The 17,843-nt window shown below is 60.6% G+C and carries 14 protein-coding genes and 2 pseudogenes; 12 read left to right on the top strand and 4 right to left on the bottom strand.

The features are described from left to right. Window positions 1-56: 56 nt before the first annotated feature. The 12 genes from ACVWSC_RS27040 (at window position 57) to ACVWSC_RS26985 (ending at window position 13,616) form a co-directional block, all read left to right on the top strand. Window positions 57-1,466 (top strand): amino acid permease, encoded by a 1,410-nt coding sequence (locus ACVWSC_RS27040; RefSeq protein WP_442110426.1) that lies wholly within the window; start codon window positions 57-59, stop codon window positions 1,464-1,466. Between the two features lie 15 nt (window positions 1,467-1,481). After that, window positions 1,482-2,687 (top strand): imidazolonepropionase, encoded by a 1,206-nt coding sequence (hutI, locus tag ACVWSC_RS27035; protein WP_442110424.1) that lies wholly within the window; start codon window positions 1,482-1,484, stop codon window positions 2,685-2,687. 10 nt (window positions 2,688-2,697) lie between these two features. Next, a complete protein-coding gene (gene hutG / locus ACVWSC_RS27030) occupies window positions 2,698-3,501 on the top strand; it encodes an N-formylglutamate deformylase (RefSeq protein ID WP_442110422.1) in 804 nt (267 codons plus the stop codon). 169 nt (window positions 3,502-3,670) lie between these two features. Further along, window positions 3,671-4,642: a prolyl aminopeptidase gene (gene pip / locus ACVWSC_RS27025; RefSeq protein WP_133211291.1), complete on the top strand. Its 972-nt coding sequence runs from the start codon at window positions 3,671-3,673 to the stop codon at window positions 4,640-4,642. After that, a complete protein-coding gene (gene dtd / locus ACVWSC_RS27020; protein ID WP_442110419.1) occupies window positions 4,639-5,076 on the top strand; it encodes a D-aminoacyl-tRNA deacylase in 438 nt (145 codons plus the stop codon). The genes pip and dtd overlap by 4 nt, the downstream gene beginning before the upstream one ends. A gap of 261 nt (window positions 5,077-5,337) precedes the next feature. After that, window positions 5,338-7,044 carry a glucan biosynthesis protein G gene (locus tag ACVWSC_RS27015; protein WP_442110417.1) on the top strand — a complete coding sequence of 569 codons (1,707 nt, stop codon included), beginning with the start codon at window positions 5,338-5,340 and terminating at the stop codon, window positions 7,042-7,044. Continuing rightward, entirely contained in the window at window positions 7,037-9,610 is a 2,574-nt protein-coding gene (gene mdoH, locus ACVWSC_RS27010) for a glucans biosynthesis glucosyltransferase MdoH (RefSeq protein WP_442110415.1), read from the top strand. The genes ACVWSC_RS27015 and mdoH overlap by 8 nt, the downstream gene beginning before the upstream one ends. Before the next feature lie 88 nt (window positions 9,611-9,698). Beyond that, window positions 9,699-10,001 (top strand): transposase, encoded by a 303-nt coding sequence (locus ACVWSC_RS27005; protein WP_442107852.1) that lies wholly within the window; start codon window positions 9,699-9,701, stop codon window positions 9,999-10,001. Then, window positions 9,998-10,834 (top strand): IS3 family transposase, encoded by an 837-nt coding sequence (locus tag ACVWSC_RS27000; protein WP_442107850.1) that lies wholly within the window; start codon window positions 9,998-10,000, stop codon window positions 10,832-10,834. The genes ACVWSC_RS27005 and ACVWSC_RS27000 overlap by 4 nt, the downstream gene beginning before the upstream one ends. A gap of 209 nt (window positions 10,835-11,043) precedes the next feature. After that, entirely contained in the window at window positions 11,044-11,847 is an 804-nt protein-coding gene (locus tag ACVWSC_RS26995; RefSeq protein WP_442110413.1) for a transporter substrate-binding domain-containing protein, read from the top strand. A 79-nt stretch (window positions 11,848-11,926) separates the two neighbouring features. Then, complete coding sequence (locus ACVWSC_RS26990; RefSeq protein ID WP_442110412.1) at window positions 11,927-12,889, top strand: amino acid ABC transporter permease; 963 nt, start codon at window positions 11,927-11,929, stop codon at window positions 12,887-12,889. Beyond that, window positions 12,882-13,616 carry an amino acid ABC transporter ATP-binding protein gene (locus ACVWSC_RS26985; protein ID WP_442114384.1) on the top strand — a complete coding sequence of 245 codons (735 nt, stop codon included), beginning with the start codon at window positions 12,882-12,884 and terminating at the stop codon, window positions 13,614-13,616. Before ACVWSC_RS26990 ends, ACVWSC_RS26985 begins: the two co-directional genes overlap by 8 nt. A gap of 79 nt (window positions 13,617-13,695) precedes the next feature. On the opposite strand, the gene ACVWSC_RS26980 is transcribed toward ACVWSC_RS26985, so the two are convergent. The 4 genes and pseudogenes from ACVWSC_RS26980 to ACVWSC_RS26965 form a co-directional block, all read right to left on the bottom strand. Continuing rightward, window positions 13,696-14,409, bottom strand: coding sequence for a methyl-accepting chemotaxis protein (locus ACVWSC_RS26980; RefSeq protein WP_442114383.1), 714 nt, complete (start codon window positions 14,407-14,409; stop codon window positions 13,696-13,698). 144 nt (window positions 14,410-14,553) lie between these two features. After that, window positions 14,554-15,615, bottom strand: a pseudogene (locus ACVWSC_RS26975) (methyl-accepting chemotaxis protein); the annotation flags it as partial. A 269-nt stretch (window positions 15,616-15,884) separates the two neighbouring features. After that, a complete protein-coding gene (locus tag ACVWSC_RS26970; protein ID WP_442114382.1) occupies window positions 15,885-16,598 on the bottom strand; it encodes a methyl-accepting chemotaxis protein in 714 nt (237 codons plus the stop codon). Between the two features lie 141 nt (window positions 16,599-16,739). After that, window positions 16,740-17,801 (bottom strand): annotated as a pseudogene (locus tag ACVWSC_RS26965) (methyl-accepting chemotaxis protein); the annotation flags it as partial. Between the last annotated feature and the right edge of the window lie 42 nt (window positions 17,802-17,843).

Below are 17,843 nucleotides of genomic sequence, written 5' to 3'. Positions count from 1 at the left end.
GCGGGCTTGCCCCGCGATCATTCCCCTCACGACCAGAACAACAATAAGGACGTGACATGCAACAAGCAGAAGGGCTCAAACGTGGCCTGACGGCCCGTCATATTCGTTTTATGGCGCTCGGCTCGGCGATCGGTACCGGGCTGTTTTATGGTTCTGCCTCGGCCATTCAGATGGCTGGTCCGGCAGTCTTGCTGGCCTACCTGATCGGTGGCGCCGCCGTCTTCATGGTGATGCGCGCACTGGGCGAAATGGCTGTGCACAATCCCGTCTCCGGCTCATTTGGCAGCTATGCCAGCACCTACCTGGGGCCGATGTCCGGGTTCATCCTCGGCTGGACCTATGCCTTTGAGATGATCATCGTCTGCCTCGCTGACGTCACGGCATTCGGCATCTACATGGGCTTCTGGTTTCCGGAAGTCGCACGCTGGATCTGGGTGTTGGGCATCGTCTTCGTGATTGGCGGCCTGAATCTGTGCAACGTCAAAGTGTTCGGCGAAATGGAGTTCTGGCTGTCGCTGCTCAAGGTCGGCGCCATCGTCGCGATGATCCTCGCCGGTTTCGGCATCATGATCTTTGGCCTGAACAACGCCAGTGCTGAAAACGCGGTAGGTGTCAGCAACCTGTTCGCCCATGGCGGCTTCATGCCCAACGGTATTGCGGGCCTGATCGCCTCGTTTGCCGTGGTGATGTTCGCCTTTGGCGGCATCGAGATCATTGGCATCACCGCCGGTGAAGCCAAAGACCCGCAACGTGTACTGCCCAAAGCGATCAACGCAGTACCGATGCGTATTCTGTTGTTCTACGTGCTCACCCTGTTCGTGCTGATGTGCCTGTACCCATGGCCGCAGATTGGTAGCCAGGGCAGCCCGTTCGTACAGATTTTCAACAACCTGGGCATTGGCTCGGCGGCAACGGTGTTGAACATCGTGGTGATCTCGGCGGCGGTGTCGGCGATCAACAGCGATATCTTCGGTGCCGGGCGAATGATGTACGGCCTGGCCCAGCAAGGGCATGCACCAAAAGGTTTCGCCAAGATCTCGCGCCACGGTGTGCCGTGGATGACCGTACTGGTCATGGGCGCGGCGTTGCTCGGTGGCGTGGTGCTCAATTACCTGATTCCGGAAAACGTGTTCCTGCTGATCGCTTCGATCGCCACCTTCGCGACGGTCTGGGTCTGGCTGATGATCCTGCTCACCCAGGTTGCCATGCGCCGCAGCATGACGCCTGAGCAAGTTGCCGAACTCAAGTTCCCGGTACCGTTCTGGCCGTACGGGCCGGCGGCGGCGATTGCCTTCATGCTGTTTGTGTTCGGCGTGCTCGGTTATTTTCCGGATACTCAGGCGGCGCTGCTGGTTGGCCTGGTCTGGGTGCTGTTCCTGGTTGCGTCCTACCTGCTGTGGTGCAAGCCGCGGGCAGCGAAGAATGCAGCATTGGTGGCCCAGGATCCGTCTCAACTTCAACGCTAAAAACGGAGCGATTGCATGAAAACCCTCTGGCAGCACTGCCATGTGGCGAGCATGGCCCAAGGCACTTACTCGATCATCGAGGATGCGGCGATTGTCACCCGTGGCGGTCACATCGAATGGATCGGACCGCGCGCGTCGCTGCCGACCCTGAACGCTGACAGAACCGTGGACCTGGGCGGCGCCTGGGTCACGCCGGGGCTGATTGATTGTCACACCCACGCGGTCTTCGGTGGCAATCGTAGCGGCGAATTCGAGCAGCGCTTGCAGGGGGTCAGCTATGCCGAAATCGCCGCACAAGGCGGTGGTATTGCCAGCACCGTACGTGCCACCCGTGCGGCGAGCGAAGATGAGCTGTTGGCCAGCGCTCGCCAGCGGGTGCAGGCATTGATGCGCGATGGCGTGACCACCGTGGAGATCAAGTCTGGCTATGGCCTGGATCTGGCCAACGAGCGCAAGATGCTCAAGGTGATTCGTCGTCTGGGTGAGGAGTTGCCGCTGACCGTACGCAGCACCTGCCTGGCGGCCCATGCCTTGCCGCCGGAATACAAGGATCGGGCGGACGATTACATCAGCCACATCTGCGATGACATGCTCCCGGCCCTGGCCGCTGAGGGGCTGGTCGATGCGGTGGATGCCTTCTGTGAATACCTGGCCTTTTCTCCGGCACAGGTCGAGCGCGTGTTCATCAAGGCTCAGCAACTGCAGCTTGCGGTGAAGTTGCATGCCGAACAGCTGTCGTCGCTGCACGGATCGAGCTTGGCGGCGCGCTATCAGGCGCTGTCGGCGGATCACCTGGAGTTCATGACCGAAGACGATGCCATCGCCATGGCCAAATCCGGTACTGTCGCGGTCTTGCTGCCAGGCGCTTTCTATTTCCTGCGCGAAACCCAACTGCCGCCGATGGATGCCTTGCGCAAGCATGGGGTGAAGATTGCGATTGCCAGCGACTTGAACCCGGGCACCTCGCCGGCCCTGTCGCTGCGCTTGATGATGAACATGGCCTGTACCCTGTTCCGCATGACGCCGGAAGAAGCCCTGGCCGGCGTCACCACGCATGCGGCAACGGCGTTGGGGCTGGGCCACAGCCATGGTTCGCTGGAGGTCGGCAAGGTCGCCGACTTTGTCGCCTGGCAGATCGAGCGTCCGGCAGACCTGTGCTACTGGCTGGGCGGTGACCTGCCCAAGCGGGTGGTGCGCCTGGGCCGTGAAATTTTCAATTGAAGGAGGGCCTATGGACAAGGTACTGAGCTTTCACCAAGGCAGCCTGCCGCTGCTGATCAGCATGCCGCACGCCGGCCTGCGCCTGACGCCGGTGGTCAAGGCCGGATTGGTAGCGCAAGCGCAAAGCCTGCCCGATACCGACTGGCATATTCCGCAGTTGTACGACTTTGCCCGTGAGCTGGGTGCCAGTGTGGTAGCGGCTGAATACTCGCGCTTTGTGATCGACCTGAACCGCCCGGACGACGATAAACCACTGTACGCCGGGGCTACTACAGGCCTGTATCCAGCCACACTGTTTGAAGGCGAGCCGCTGTTCCAGGCGGGCAAGGAGCCTTCGCCGGAAGAGCGTGCCGAGTACCTGGACAACATCTGGCGTCCTTACCACGAGACGATCGGCAAAGAGCTGGCGCGCCTGCGCGAGCAGTTCGGCTATGCGCTGCTGTGGGATGCGCACTCGATCCGCTCGCACATCCCGCACCTGTTCGAAGGCAAACTGCCCGACTTCAACCTTGGCACCTTCAATGGCGCCAGTTGTGATCCTCAGCTTGCCGAACGACTGCAAGACGTCTGCGCCACAGCCAAGCAGTACAGTCACGTACTCAATGGCCGCTTCAAAGGCGGCCACATCACCCGCCATTACGGCGACCCGGCCAACAATATCCATGCCGTGCAGCTGGAGTTGGCGCAGAGCACCTATATGGAAGAGGTCGAGCCGTTCAAGTATCGCGAAGACCTGGCGCAACCGACCCAGGTGGTGTTGCGTAAATTGCTGGAGACAGTGCTGGCCTGGGGACGGGAGCGTTACCAGGCCTGATCTTGGGAGGGAGCCAACGCCCCGACCTCAATCGATTCGTCTGTACTGACACCTGTGGGAACCGGCAAAGCGAGCAATAACGTCCCTGTGCGCAACACAGGGACATGCTCAAAGCGCAATTCAGGTTTATGATGCCCAACGGCAGAATAATTCCCACACGGAGTGCGTAATGCAGACCTTGTACCCGCAGATCAAACCTTACGCACGGCACGATCTGGCCGTGGAAGCACCGCATGTGCTGTATGTCGACGAGAGCGGTTCGCCGGAGGGTCTGCCGGTACTGTTCATCCATGGCGGCCCGGGTGCTGGCTGTGATGCCCAGAGCCGTTGCTACTTCGATCCCAACCTGTACCGGATCGTCACCTTCGATCAGCGTGGGTGCGGGCGCTCCACTCCCCATGCCAGCCTGGAAAACAACACCACCTGGCACCTGGTCGAAGACATGGAGCGCATCCGCAAGCACCTGGGTATCGAAAAGTGGGTGCTGTTCGGCGGCTCCTGGGGTTCGACCCTGGCCCTGGCCTATGCCCAGACGCACCCCGAGCGCGTTCACGGCCTGATTCTGCGCGGTATCTTCCTGTGCCGCCCGCAAGAAATCGAATGGTTCTACCAGGCTGGCGCCAGCCGCTTGTTCCCGGACTATTGGCAGGACTATATCGCGCCGATTCCGGCCGAAGAGCGCGGCGACCTGGTCAAAGCCTTCCACAAGCGCCTGACCGGCAACGACCAGATTGCCCAGATGCATGCAGCCAAGGCCTGGTCCACCTGGGAAGGCCGCACTGCAACGCTGCGCCCTAACCCGTTGGTGGTCGATCGGTTCTCTGAACCACAGCGGGCACTGTCGATCGCCCGTATCGAATGCCACTACTTCACCAATAATGCGTTCTTTGAACCAGACCAACTGATCCGTGACATGCCCAAGATCGCTCATTTGCCAGCCGTCATCGTGCATGGCCGCTACGACGTGATCTGCCCGCTGGACAACGCCTGGGCGCTGCACCAGGCCTGGCCGAACAGCGAATTGAAGGTGATTCGCGACGCTGGTCACGCTGCCTCCGAGCCGGGGATTACCGATGCGTTGGTGCGTGCTGCCGACCAGATGGCCCGGCGTTTGCTCGATCTGCCTCTGGAAGAAGCATGAAGGGGCTGCTGCAGCGCGTACGTGGTGCGCGGGTCGATGTCGAAGGCAAAACCGTAGGGGCGATTGACCAGGGTTTGTTGGTGTTGGTCGCCGTCGAGCCGGGCGACACCCAGGCGCACGCCGATAAATTGCTGCATAAGCTGCTTAACTATCGGGTGTTCAGCGACCCGCAGGGCAAGATGAACCTGTCGCTCAAGGATATCGACGGCGGGTTGCTGCTGGTTTCGCAGTTCACCCTGGCCGCAGATACCCAAAGTGGTCTGCGTCCAAGCTTTTCCACCGCGGCGCCTCCGGCGCTCGGTGCCGAACTGTTTGACTATTTATTGGCCCGGGCACAGGCGCAGCATGGCACGGTAGCCAGCGGTCTGTTCGGGGCTGACATGCAGGTGCATTTGGTCAATGATGGCCCGGTAACATTTATGTTACAAATCTGATGGCAAAAAACCCCTGTTTGCACGAAAACAAGGGGGTTTGTAGCATAAATAGTTTGCTTGGCCTGATGCGTTGTAACGCAGCCTGCTGGATAATCGCGCGCTTTAAGGACCTGCGTTCGTAGGTTCGTTTTACTCTGACTTGAGACTGTCCGGAACCGTTTGGGGAATCATTGCGCCCTTTCGGAGTCCGAACAGTGCTCGCCAACCTGGCATTTGTAGCTGGCCGTTGGTTTATTGATCTGTTTTCGGCGAGGGTTGCTCGTGATTGTAAGTCCCTGTAATGCACCAATAACCTCTGGCAATCGGCTGCGTAAAGCCTTGTTGGCAGGCGCAACACTGGTAGGCCTGCTCAGCGCTGGCCAGCTCTGGGCGTTCAACCTTGACGATGTTGCGGCCAAGGCGAAGGATCTTGCCGGGCAAAAGTACGAGGCGCCGAAAAGCAATTTGCCAGCCGTGTTCCGTGACATGAAGTACGGCGACTACCAGCAGATCCGCTTCCGCTCGGAAAAAGCCGAGTGGGCCAACGACAAGACGCCGTTCAAGCTGTCCTTCTATCACCAGGGCATGCATTTCGACACGCCGGTGAAAATCAACGAAGTGACCGCGACCAAGGTCGAGGAAATCAAGTACGACCCGAGCCGTTTCGATTTCGGCAACGTGCAGTTCGATGCCAAGGCCACCGAAAACCTCGGCTACGCCGGTTTCCGCGTGCTGTACCCGATCAACAAGGCCGACAAGCAGGATGAAATCATGACCCTGCTGGGGGCCAGCTATTTCCGCGTCGTCGGCAAGGGCCATGTCTACGGTCTGTCCGCCCGTGGCCTGGCGATCGACACCGCGCTGCCGTCGGGTGAAGAGTTCCCACGCTTCACCGAGTTCTGGATCGAGAAGCCAAAGCCTACCGACAAGCACCTGGTGATCTATGCGCTGCTCGACTCGCCGCGCTCCACCGGCGCCTACAAGCTGACCCTGCGTCCGGGCAGCGACACCATTGTCGACGTCAAGTCCAAGGTGTTCCTGCGTGACCACGTCAGCCGCCTGGGCATCGCCCCGCTGACCAGCATGTTCCTGTTCGGTGGCAACCAGCCGTCGAAGGTGCCGAACTACCGTCCGGCCCTGCACGACTCCGAAGGCCTGTCGATCCATGCCGGCAATGGCGAATGGCTGTGGCGTCCGCTGAACAACCCGAAACACCTGGCCGTGAGCAACTTCAGCGTTGAAAACCCACGTGGTTTCGGCCTGCTGCAGCGTCAGCGCGAGTTCAGCCAGTTCGAAGACCTCGATGACAACTACCAGAAGCGCCCAAGTGCCTGGATCGAGCCGGTGGGTGACTGGGGCAAGGGTACCGTCGATCTGGTCGAGATTCCGACCGCCGATGAAACCAACGACAACATCGTTGCCTTCTGGAGCCCGGAAAAGCTGCCGGAGCCAGGTACGCCGTTCGAATACGCCTACCGTCTACACTGGACTATCGACGAGTCCGAGTTCCACTCGCCGAACCTGGGTTGGGTCAAGCAGACCCTGCGTTCGACCGGTGACGTCAAGCAGTCCAACCTGATTCGCCAGCCAGACGGCAGCATTGCCTTCCTGGTCGACTTTGAAGGCCCGGTGCTGGCTAAACTGCCGGAAGACACTGCTGTTCGTAGTCAGGTCAGCCTTGGTGACAACGCTGAACTGGTGGAAAATAACCTGCGCTACAACCCGGAAATCAAAGGCTGGCGCCTGACCTTGCGGATGAACGTCAAGGATCCGAGCAAGTCCGTTGAAATGCGTGCAGCGCTGCTGCGTGACGTTCCGGTCGAGCCTGCCAAGCCGGCTAAACAGGACAAGGCTGCGGCCAAGACCGCCAAAGCCGAGAAACCTGCCGAGCAACCTGCCGCCGATGCGGCGTCCACCACTGGGGCACCGGCCACCACCGAACAGGTGCTGACCGAGACCTGGAGCTATCAGTTGCCTGCCGATGAGTAACTCTCAAGCACGGCCAGAATCGCTTGGCGAATACCTGGCCCACTTACCACTGAGCGATGAGCAGCGGGCAGAACTTGCCAGCTGCACCTCGTTCAGCGAGCTGCATCAACGATTGTCGGCGCAGCCGGGCACCCGTGACGCCGAAGCCGTACAGGCTTCGGTGGGTGAGCGGCTGACGCTGACCTGCGCCCAGGACATGCACGACGCCGAGATGCTGGCCGTCGATGCCAGTGGCCGGGTGTGCCTGAAAGCGACGCCGCCAATCCGCCGCACACGGGTGATTCCCGAGCCGTGGCGCACCAATATTCTGATCCGCGCCTGGCGCCGCCTGACCGGGCGCACCAACGCGCCGCCCCCGCCCAAGCGCGAGCTGCCAAAGGCGCGCTGGCGCTGGGTCGGCTCGATGCGCCGCTACATTCTGCTGGCGCTGATGCTCGGGCAGACCATCGTTGCCGGTTGGTACATGAAAGGCATCTTGCCGTACCAGGGCTGGTCGTTTGTGGACCTTGATGAAGTCATGCACCAGTCGCTGATGCAGACCATCACCCAGGTCTGGCCGTATGCGCTGCAGACCAGCATCCTGATTCTGTTCGGCATCCTGTTCTGCTGGGTGTCAGCCGGGTTCTGGACGGCGTTGATGGGCTTTCTTGAGCTGTTGACCGGGCGCGACAAGTACCGCATTTCCGGCAGCAGCGCCGGTAACGAGCCGATCGAGGCCGGTGCGCGTACCGCCATCGTCATGCCGATCTGCAACGAAGACGTCCCACGGGTGTTTGCCGGCTTGCGCGCGACGTTCGAGTCGGTTGCCGCCACCGGTGACCTGGACCGCTTCGATTTCTTTGTCCTCAGTGACACCAACGACACCGATATTGCCGTGGCCGAACAACAGGCGTGGCTGGAAGTCTGCCGTGAAGCCAAAGGCTTCGGGCGGATCTTCTACCGTCGCCGTCGTCGCCGGGTGAAACGCAAAAGCGGCAACCTCGACGACTTCTGCCGTCGCTGGGGTGGCGACTACCGTTACATGGTGGTCCTCGACGCGGACAGCGTGATGAGTGGCGAATGCCTGACCAGCCTGGTGCGCTTGATGGAAGCCAACCCGGATGCCGGGATCATCCAGACCGCGCCGAAAGCCTCGGGCATGGATACCCTGTATGCGCGCATGCAGCAGTTCGCAACGCGCGTCTACGGCCCACTGTTCACCGCTGGCCTGCACTTCTGGCAGCTGGGTGAGTCGCATTACTGGGGGCACAACGCGATCATCCGCATGAAGCCGTTCATCGAGCACTGCGCCCTGGCGCCGTTGCCGGGCAAGGGTGCGTTCGCCGGTGCGATCCTCTCCCACGACTTCGTCGAAGCTGCGCTGATGCGCCGTGCCGGCTGGGGCGTGTGGATTGCCTACGACTTGCCGGGCAGCTACGAAGAGCTGCCGCCCAACCTGCTCGATGAGCTCAAGCGCGACCGGCGCTGGTGCCACGGCAACCTGATGAACTTCCGCCTGTTCCTGGTCAAGGGCATGCACCCGGTGCACCGTGCGGTGTTCCTCACCGGCGTGATGTCGTACCTGTCGGCACCGCTATGGTTCTTCTTCCTGGTGCTGTCGACGGCGTTGCTGGCGACCAACACCCTGATGGAGCCGCAGTACTTCCTTGAGCCGCGTCAGCTCTACCCGTTGTGGCCACAGTGGCATCCGGAGAAGGCCATTGCGCTGTTCTCCACCACCATTGTCTTGTTGTTCCTGCCCAAACTGCTCAGCGTCATCCTGATCTGGGCCAAGGGTGCGAAAGAGTTCGGTGGGCGCTTCAAAGTCACCCTGTCGATGCTGCTGGAGATGCTGTTCTCCATGCTGCTGGCGCCGGTGCGGATGATTTTCCACACCCGTTTCGTTCTGGCCGCGTTCCTCGGCTGGGCGGCGACCTGGAACTCGCCGCAACGTGACGATGACTCCACGCCGTGGAGCGAGGCGGTGCGCCGTCATGGCCCGCAAACCTTGCTGGGTGTGGCCTGGGCTCTGCTGGTGGCGTGGTTGAACCCGAGCTTCCTGTGGTGGCTGGTGCCGATTGTCGGTTCGCTGATGCTGTCGATCCCGGTGTCGGTGATCTCCAGCCGCGTGCACCTGGGCCTGCGTGCCAAGGATGAAAGCCTGTTCCTGATCCCTGAGGAATACGCGACGCCACGCGAGCTACTGGCAACCGATGAGTACACCCACGAGAACCGCTGGCACGCCATGCACGACGGTTTTGCCCGGGCGGTGGTCGATCCGCAGCAAAACGCCCTGGCCTGTGCCCTGGCCACGGCGCGTCACGGTGTCGCGGCGCCGATCGAGGCGTTGCGTGCCGAGCGTATCGGTAAGGCGCTGGAGGTCGGCCCAGGCAATCTGGACGGCAATACCCGTCTGGCCCTGCTCAGTGATCCGGTCGCCTTGGCGCGCCTGCACAACCGGGTCTGGGCTGAGAGCAACGAGGCCTGGCTGGACGTTTGGCGCAAGTCGATCGCCAACGATCCGCACTCGCCGTTGCTGCCTCTGCATCCGGAGCCTGAGGCGCAGCCTTCTTTGGCCAGCGCCTGATTGATCGCGGGGCAAGCTGAACTGGCCTAATGATCCTGGACACCTCAATCGGGCGCTATGATGGCGCCCAAACCTGAGGTGTTTGGATATGCGTAATTCTTACTCGAGTGACTTCAAGCTACAGGCGGCCAGCATGGTGCTGGACGAAGGCCAATCAGTTCCACAGGTCTGTGCCAGTTTAGGCATTGGCCCTACAGCGTTGCGTCGTTGGGTCGATCAACTGCGCCAGGAGCGTCAAGGCTTAACCCCTGTGGGTGCCAAGGCAATAACGGCAGACCAGCAGGAAATCCAACGGCTCAAAGCCCTGCTCAAGCAGAAAGACCGGGATATCGAAATCCTAAAAAAGGCCAGCGCTCTCCTGCTTTTGGACGCCAAAGATCACTCGCGTTGATCGATGAGCTGGGTGAGCAATACGGCGTTAATGAGTGTTGTCGGGTGCTTGGGGTCAGCCGCAGCAGTTTCTACTGCTGGCGCCAGCGTAAGGACCGGCGTTACCCCGGACGGGAAAAACTCAAGGCCCAGTTGATCAGACATCATCGTGAGTCGAGAGGGGCGGCAGGTTCGCGCACCTTGGCCAAGATGCTGCAAGCCAGTGGACACCCAGTCGGCCGCTTCAAGGCGCGCCGCCTGATGCAAGAAGCTGGGATCAGCAGCCGTCAACGCAGACGCCACAAATACAAATCTTCAGGCGTTGAAGCCCTGACCGCACCGCACGAGCTCAAACGGCAATTCGATGTGCGGGCGACAAATGAGGTCTGGTGCGGAGATGTAACGTACATCAAGGCTGGTAAGCGCTGGCTGTACTTCGCGGCTGTCTTGGACTTGTTTGCACGGCGGATTGTCGGCTGGTCGTTCTCGATGATCTCGGATGCTGAACTGACCTGCGCGGCCTTACGCATGGCAACCGAGCTGCGCGGACGCCCCAAGGGTGTGCTATTTCACTCTGACCAAGGCTGTCAGTACACCAGCCACAAGTTCAGAAATGAGCTGCGCGAGCATGGGCACCGGCAGAGCATGAGCCGTAAAGGCGAGTGCTGGGACAACGCCCCGATGGAGCGGTTTTTTGGAAGCCTGAAATCTGAGTGGGTACCCGAAGATGGCTACGACTCGGAGCATGAGGCCCGAATGGATGTGCAGCGCTTTATCACCCGCTACAACACCACTAGGCCTCACAGCTACAACGGATACCGGTCGCCGGTCGAGGCAGAGAAGCTGGCGGCGTAAACCTTAACGGGTGTCCAGGATTACTTGACCAGTTCAAGCCCGCTCCTACACCCTGTAGGAGCGGGCTTGCCCCGCGTTTTGTTTAAGCCCTTTTTCTGATACCCACAACGCTGTCCATGCGTTAGCATCCCTCCCGATATCTCGCACCCGTCTGTAGGACGGTTCGCGCCAAGAATAAAATTCGAGCTTTCTTGCTGGGGGATCTGGTGATGTTCAAGAAATATCTGTCGATGCTGCTGGTCGGCGTCACCGCACTGATGGCAGTCAATGCCGCACAGGCGGCCGGCGCTATTGATGAGGCGGTCAAGCGCGGTACCCTGCGTGCGGGCATGGACCCGACCTATATGCCGTTCCAGATGACCAACAAGCGCGGCGAAATCGTCGGCTTCGAAGTCGATATCCTCAAGGCCATGGCCAAGTCCATGGGCGTCAAGCTGGAGATGGTTTCCACCGCCTACGACGGCATCATTCCGGCCCTGATGACCGACAAGTTCGACATCATCAGCAGCGGCATGACCCTGACTCAAGAGCGCAACCTGAAGCTGAACTTCAGCGAACCCTTCATCGTGGTCGGTCAAACCCTGTTGATCCGCAAGGAACTGGCTGGCGAAATCAAGTCCTACAAAGACTTGAACAACGAGAAGTACCGCCTGACCTCCAAGCTCGGTACCACCGGTGAGATGGTCGCCAAGAAGCTGATCGGCAAAGCCAAGTACCACGGTTACGACAACGAGCAAGAAGCGGTGATGGACGTGGTCAACGGCAAGGCCGATGCCTTCGTTTACGACGCGCCGTACAACGTCGTTGCAGTCAACAAAGCCGGTGCGGGCAAGCTGCTGTTCCTCGACAAGCCGTTCACCTTCGAACCCCTGGCCTTTGGCCTGAAGAAAGGCGACTACGACAGCCTGAACTTCATCAACAATTTCCTGCACCAGATCAAGCACGACGGTACCTACGATCGCATCCACGACAAGTGGTTCAAGGACACCGCCTGGCTCAAGGACATGGAATAAGGCCGAGGCACCACGCCCGGTTTGAAACCCGACGCGCAGGCCAAGCCCTGCGCGTTCGCTTTTACGGAAGTACCCTGACGTGATCAAACACAAGAAAGCCCAGTGGCCCTGGCACGGGCTGACCGCATTGGTTCTGGTGGGCCTGGCGCTGAGCCTGTACTACGCGACCTCGACGATCTCCTATGAGTGGAGCTGGAATCGGGTGCCGCAGTATTTCGCCTACCAGGCCGAAGTGGCCCAGCGCGCAAGCGAGAATGGCACCATCGAGTCGATCACCAACAAAGGTGACATGGCCAGCGTTACGCTGCGCGACGAAAGTGGTGGCGAGCAAGTGTTCGACGTCGAATCGGCCAGCCTGTTGCTGTCGCGCGGTGACGACGTGGCTGAAGGCGACCTGATCGGTGTGACCCATCACTGGGCTGCAGGCCCGCTGGCCTGGGGCCTGTGGACCACGATCTGGATTTCTGTGGCCTCGGGCATTCTGGGCCTGGTGATCGGCTTGTTCGCCGGGTTGTGCCGGTTGTCCAACAACCCGACCCTGCGCGACCTGTCGACGGTGTATGTCGAGCTGGTGCGCGGTACGCCGCTGCTGGTTCAGATCTTTATCTTCTACTTTTTCATCGGTACGGTGCTCAACCTCTCCCGCGAGTTTGCCGGGGTGGCTGCGCTGGCCTTGTTCACCGGCGCGTATGTTGCCGAAATCGTCCGTGCTGGTGTGCAGTCGATCGCCAAAGGGCAGGGCGAAGCGGCCCGTTCGTTGGGTTTGAGCGCCGGTCAGTCGATGCGCCATGTGGTGCTGCCACAAGCCTTCAAACGCGTGCTGCCACCGCTGGCCGGGCAATTCATCAGCCTGGTCAAGGACACCTCGCTGGTGTCGGTGATTGCCATTACCGAACTGACCAAGAGCGGCCGCGAAGCGATCACCACCTCGTTCTCGACGTTCGAGATCTGGTTCTGCGTCGCCGGGCTGTACCTGTTGATCAACCTGCCGCTGTCGCAGATTGCTGGCCGGCTTGAGCGGAGGCTTGCGCAAAGTGATTGAAGTCCGTGATCTGGTAAAAGTCTTCGATACCCGGGGCCAAGTGGTGCGTGCTGTCGATCACGTCAGCACCAACGTGGCCAAGGGTGAAGTATTGGTGGTGCTAGGGCCTTCGGGCTCGGGCAAATCGACCTTCCTGCGTTGCCTTAACGGCCTGGAGTCGTTCGACGAAGGCACTGTGGCAATCGATGGTCTGCAACTGGCTGACCCGAAGACCGACGTCAACGCCTACCGCCGTGAAGTCGGCATGGTGTTTCAGCACTTCAACCTGTTCCCGCACATGACCGTGCTGGAGAACCTGTGCCTGGCGCAGAAAGTGGTGCGTAAACGCAGCAAGGTTGAGCGTGAGGCCAAGGCCCGTGCATTGCTGGAGAAAGTCGGTATTGGCCAGAAGGCCAATGAATACCCCTCGCGCCTGTCCGGTGGGCAGCAGCAGCGGGTCGCCATTGCCCGGGCGTTGGCGATGGACCCGAAAGTCATGTTGTTCGATGAGCCCACTTCGGCGCTCGACCCGGAAATGGTCGGGGAAGTACTCGACGTCATGAAAACCCTGGCCCTGGAAGGCATGACCATGGTTTGCGTGACCCACGAAATGGGCTTCGCCCGTGAAGTGGCGGACCGCGTGTTGTTCTTCGACCATGGCAAATTGCTGGAAGACTCGCCGCCTGAGGCGTTCTTCACCTCGCCCAAAGACCTGCGGGCCCAAGCCTTCCTGCGCCAGGTGCTGTAACCCGGTAGGAGCGGGCTTGCCCCGCGATTGCGGTATGCCTGACACACCGCAATCGCGGGGCAAGCCCGCTCCTACAGGGTTACAGGTTGAAGCGTCCTGCCAGTGTCTGCAGGTGACGGCCCAGCCGTGCCAGTTCAGCCGTGGACGCCGCCGTTTGTTCACTGGCTGTACTGGTCTGGTCCGACACTTCGCGTACGTTGATCACACTGCGGTTGATCTCTTCAGCAACGGCACTCTGCTCTTCGCTGGCCGTGGCAATCTGCTGGTTCATCCCCTGAATGTTCGACACCGTGTGGGTAATCTGCCCCAGCGCGTCGCCTGCCTTGCGGCTCAATTCGACACTGTCGCGGGTCAGGTTCTTGCTGTTGTCGAGCAGGCGGGTAACCTGATCGGTGCCTTCATGCAGGTTGCCGATCAACAATTCGATCTCTTCGGTTGATTGTTGGGTGCGTTGCGCCAACCCGCGGACTTCATCGGCGACTACGGCGAAGCCACGTCCCGCTTCCCCCGCCCGTGCGGCCTCGATGGCCGCGTTGAGTGCCAGCAGGTTGGTTTGCTCCGACACCGACTTGATCACATCCAGAATGCTGCCGATACGCTGGCTTTCACCGGCCAGTTGATGCATGGCGCTGATCGAGTGGTCCATCTGTTTGGCCAGCTCTTCAATCTGCTCCACTGCCTCGCTTACCACGCGGTCACCGAGTTGTGCCTGCTGGTCCGCCGCGGTCGCCGCTTGTGAGGCTTGTTCGGCACTACGCGCAACCTCATGAACGGTGGCGCTCATCTGGTTCATGGCCGTGGCAACCTGGTCGGTTTCATCTTTTTGCTGGGCGACCCTGACCTTGGTCTGTTCGCTGACCGCCGCCAGCTGCTCGACTGCCGCAGACAACTGGCTGATGCCCTGGTCGATACCGCCGAGCAATTCGCGCAGGCTCAGGGTCATGGCATACATGCTGTTCTGCAATTGGCCCATTTCGTCGCGTCGCTGGACCTTCTCGGCGTGCTGCAGGTCGCCCTTGGCAATCCGGGCGGCCAACGCCAGCGTGTGTTTGAGCGGTGTGGTGATCTGCAAGGTGATCAACCACGCGGCCAGGCTGCCAAAGATCAACGCCAAGGCGGCCTGAAGCGTCAGGCCCGCCTCGGCCTGTACCGCTTCAGTGTCGCGCTGTTCGATCTGGTGTTCACTCAGTGCACCGCTGGTATCACGCAGCTGGATGCCTAGCTGTTCCAGGCGGCCCTGCAGCTGCTCCACCTCAATGGCAGCGCGACGATACTGATCAAGGCTGCTTTGATAGCCAGAGAGTGCCGAGCGCAGGTTATCCAGCGCGGTCCCTGACAGGCCGTGTTGCTGCATCAGTTGCGCCAGTTGTACAACGGCCTGCACAGCGGCCTCGACGGCAATCTGGCCGACAGCGCTGTAGCTGTCGATGGGGTCGAAGGTATAGGCCGGTGCCAGGCTCTGCTGGTTGGCGACGTCGATGTGTCGCGTGAAGGCTTCGATCAGGTTCAGCAGACGGCCTTGGGCGCTTTGTTGTCTATCGTCGCGCAGGTTCACCAGCACCTGGCTCTGCAGCGCGTCACTCAGTTCGACCAGGCGCTGTTCAGCCGCGTGCATGGCCTGTTGTCGCGTAAGGCGTAACGCTACCGCTTGCTGCAGTTGTGCAAAGCCCTGGGTAAAGCCCTGAACGGTTTGCAGCATGCTGGCAATCATCTGCCGATCTTCGGGCGCTTCATAGCGCTCGCGCATGCTTGTCAGCAGTGTGTGCAGGGCGGCCAGTGACTGCTCGACCTGGGCCTTGCTCTGGGCATCACTGAGTACCCGAAAGGTGATGCGTTCGGCCCTGAGGTCTTTACCCGTGGCGTTGAGGTGGGCGATTTCCTGAAGTTTTTCCGAGCGCACAATGGCGCCTTCCAGCGCGTGCCAGCCACTGAAGGTGATCAATAGTGTCAGTACCAGGACCAAGGCAAAAGCCAGGGTCAGTTTCAGCCTGACGCTCATGTTGCCTAGCATCCGATTCATAGCTCCGAACATGGAGGGGCTCCTGCAGTTTTGGGGAGCAGACGCCATGAAGGGTTCAGGCGCTGCCCCTTGCTGATCGGCAGACATGCAGCGGCCTAGACCTGCAAACCGTGTAGGAGATTTCGCCCTGATAGGTCAGGAAAACGGCTGAATTTCGGGGTATGTAGGAAGGTTGCCCAAAGGCAGATTGCCTGAACGGCGAGAGGTCCAACCTGTGCTACACAATGCGGTAGCACAGGTTGTTTAGCTCAGAGCTGGAATTTGCCTACAAGGCCCTGCAGGTGAGTGCCCAGGCGTGCCAGCTCGACGCTGGAGGCTGCAGTTTCCTCGCTGGCAGCGGAGGTTTGGTCCGACACGTCGCGCACGTTCATGACGCTGCGGTTGATCTCTTCTGCCACCGCGCTCTGCTGCTCGGCTGCCGCCGCGATCTGCTGGTTCATGGCCTGGATCGAAGAGACGGTGCGGGTAATGGTGTCCAGAGAAGTGCCGGCGCGACGGGTCAGCTCGACGCTACTATCGGTCAGGTTGCGGCTGGCATCCATGGTGCTGGCGACCTGTTGCGTGCCGCTTTGCAAACCGGCAATCAAGGCTTCGATCTCTTCGGTCGATTGCTGGGTGCGTTGAGCCAGGCTGCGCACTTCATCGGCGACCACGGCAAAGCCACGTCCGGCCTCGCCTGCGCGGGCAGCTTCGATAGCCGCGTTGAGGGCCAGCAGGTTGGTTTGCTGGGCGACCGACTTGATGACATCGAGCACGCTGCCGATCTTGTCGCTCTCACTCTTGAGCAGGCCCATCGCCTCGCTGGAGAGATTCATTTCGTTGGCCAGGCGCTCGATCTGGGCAATGGCTTCACCGACCACACGATCGCCTTCACGGGCCTGCTGATCGGCCACCAGAGCGGCCTCCGAGGCTTCTTCGGCATTGCGTGCGACTTCTTGCACGGTGGCCGCCATTTCGTTCATGGCGGTGGCCACCTGATCGGTCTCGACCTTTTGGTTGTTGACCCCGGCGCTGGTTTGCTCGGTCACCGCCGAGAGCTCTTCAGCTGCACTGGCGATCTGCGTGACACCGTCACCGATGCCACCAATCAACTCGCGCAGGCTGACAGTCATGCGTTGCATGCTGTGTTGCAACTGACCCAACTCGTCACGACGCTCGACCACCAGATCATGGCGCAAGTCGCCACTGGCAACGCGGTCGGCGGCATTGAGGGTCTGGCGCAGCGGAATAATGATCTGGCGGGTGATGGCCCAGGCAGCGAGCATGCCGAACAGCAAGGCAATCGCCGTGGCCAGGGTGAGCGTGGATTTCGCATGTTGCGATTCTTCGTCGCGCAGTTGCGTCAGTGTGCTGGTCAAATGCTGGCTTTGCTCCAGCAGGATCTGGCCTTGCGCAGCCATTTGCTGAGCAGCTTGTTCCGAGGCATTTTGTGCGCTGCCGAACTCGATCACCGCCGCTCGGTAATTGCCCAGCGCGCGAGCCGCCTGGTTGAGATTGCCGGTGTAGCTCGCTGGCAGTACATCGGCCAACGTCTTGAGTTGGGAGACGGCCTGGTCAATGGCTTCAAGCGCGGTTTGCTGAAACTCGGCCTTGCCGCTGTAGGTGTAGCCGCGCACCTGGAAGCGTGCCTGCTGCAGCAGTTTGTTTGCCCCCACGACACTGTTGAACAGGTTCAGGTCGCTACCGCTGAGCAACTGCTGCTCGACCTCGGTCGTCAGCTTTGCCGCTTCATCGGCACTGCTGCCCAGTACTGCACGGGCGGCCTCACGCTGGCGCGCGGCTTTCTCGGCACTGTCGAGGGCAAGGCGGTACTGGCGCACGGCTTCTTTCTGCTGCTCGATGCGGCGCAGGTTCTCGGGCAGGACAATGCGTTGGCCAACCTGCTGCAGTTGACGCTCAAGGTTCGCCAGGGCGTTTTCGAGGTTCTGCGCCGAGGCGTCATCAGCCTTGAGCTGCAGGTTTTGCCGGGCGATGCGCAGTTCAAGGGTGGCCTGCAGCACCTGGGAGATGCCACCCAGGGTGTCGCCACGGTTGATAATGCCGTTAACGCCCTGCCAGCCGGTCAGGGTAATGCTCAAGGTCAGGAGCAGAACCAGGCCGAAGCCGATGCCGAGTTTTCGATTGACGCTCACGTTGCTCAGGTGCTGGGCTAACCAACGGTACATGGTGGGACTCCAATGCGATCGGCGAGGCGATTTGTTGTTCTG

The organism is Pseudomonas sp. NUPR-002, assembly GCF_056322725.1.
This window is presented reverse-complemented; position numbering and strand designations above follow the sequence as displayed.

What these genes read in the sequence shown, in the direction of transcription:
- pip (WP_133211291.1), top strand. Translation starts at nt 3,671, where the DNA reads ATGCAGACCTTGTACCCGCAGATCAAACCTTACGCACGGCACGATCTG.
- ACVWSC_RS26980 (WP_442114383.1), bottom strand. Translation starts at nt 14,409, where the DNA reads ATGAACCAGATGAGCGCCACCGTTCATGAGGTTGCGCGTAGTGCCGAA.
- ACVWSC_RS26970 (WP_442114382.1), bottom strand. Translation starts at nt 16,598, where the DNA reads ATGAACGAAATGGCGGCCACCGTGCAAGAAGTCGCACGCAATGCCGAA.
- ACVWSC_RS27040 (WP_442110426.1), top strand. Translation starts at nt 57, where the DNA reads ATGCAACAAGCAGAAGGGCTCAAACGTGGCCTGACGGCCCGTCATATT.
- dtd (WP_442110419.1), top strand. Translation starts at nt 4,639, where the DNA reads ATGAAGGGGCTGCTGCAGCGCGTACGTGGTGCGCGGGTCGATGTCGAA.
- hutI (WP_442110424.1), top strand. Translation starts at nt 1,482, where the DNA reads ATGAAAACCCTCTGGCAGCACTGCCATGTGGCGAGCATGGCCCAAGGC.
- hutG (WP_442110422.1), top strand. Translation starts at nt 2,698, where the DNA reads ATGGACAAGGTACTGAGCTTTCACCAAGGCAGCCTGCCGCTGCTGATC.
- ACVWSC_RS26995 (WP_442110413.1), top strand. Translation starts at nt 11,044, where the DNA reads ATGTTCAAGAAATATCTGTCGATGCTGCTGGTCGGCGTCACCGCACTG.
- mdoH (WP_442110415.1), top strand. Translation starts at nt 7,037, where the DNA reads ATGAGTAACTCTCAAGCACGGCCAGAATCGCTTGGCGAATACCTGGCC.
- ACVWSC_RS27005 (WP_442107852.1), top strand. Translation starts at nt 9,699, where the DNA reads ATGCGTAATTCTTACTCGAGTGACTTCAAGCTACAGGCGGCCAGCATG.